At 71.0% G+C, this 837-nt stretch carries 1 protein-coding gene; it reads right to left on the bottom strand.

Annotated elements, in window-relative coordinates:
• Positions 1–837, bottom strand: an 837-nt coding sequence (locus DEH69_RS30875) for an acyltransferase domain-containing protein (RefSeq protein WP_147255928.1), incomplete at both ends; no start/stop codon positions are given.

The following is an 837-nucleotide window of genomic DNA, read 5'->3' as shown; positions in this document are numbered from 1 at the left end:
GCGCTTCAAGGGTCAGCTCCTCGACCAGCTCACAGCCCACCTGGTCACCCGCGCGGACGGCGAGTTCCACCATGGCGGCGCCGGGCAGCAGAACCGTTCCCGAGATCGTGTGATCGGCCAGCCAGGGGTGTGTCTCGATGGAGACCCGGCCGGTGAACAGCACCGCTTCACCGCTGGCGAGGCTGGTGGCGGCGCTCAGCAGCGGGTGGTCGGTGGCGCCCATGCCGATGGCGGTCACGCTGCCGGTCCACCCCGACGCACGGGGCCAGAAGCGCTGGTGCTGGAAGGCATAGGTCGGCAGGTCGACGCGGACCGCGCCCGTTCCGGCGAAGAACGCGCGCCAGTCAACGGCGGCTCCCTCGACGAACCCGTGCGCCACCGCGTTGAGCAGCGTGCGGATGTCGGAACGCCCGGAGCGGAGCAGCGGAACGCCGTCGACCATGGCGGAGAGCACGCCGTCGGGGCCGATCTCAAGGAACGTGCCGACGCCATCGGCGCGCAGCTGCTCGGTGGCGTCATGGAAGCGGACCGCCTCGCGGACGTGCCGCACCCAGTACTCGGCGTCAACGCTCTCCGGCTGCCCCGCGATGGGCAGGCGCGCCGGGTGATAGGTCAACGTCTCGGCGACCGCACGGAACGCCTCCAGCATCGGGTCCATCAGATGCGAGTGGAACGCATGGCTCACCGCGAGCCGCTTGTGCTTCCACCGCCCGGCCAGCGCCACCACGGCCTGCTCGTCACCGGAAAGCACCACGGAATCCGGGCCGTTGACCGCCGCGATATCCACCCCGTCGGTCAGCAGCGGCAGCACCTCCGACTCAGGCGCCCGCACCGCCA

This window comes from Streptomyces sp. PT12, assembly GCF_003311645.1.
GTDB lineage: Bacteria > Actinomycetota > Actinomycetes > Streptomycetales > Streptomycetaceae > Streptomyces.
The sequence above is the reverse complement of the archived record's forward strand: the minus strand, read 5'-3'. Positions and strand labels throughout refer to the sequence as shown.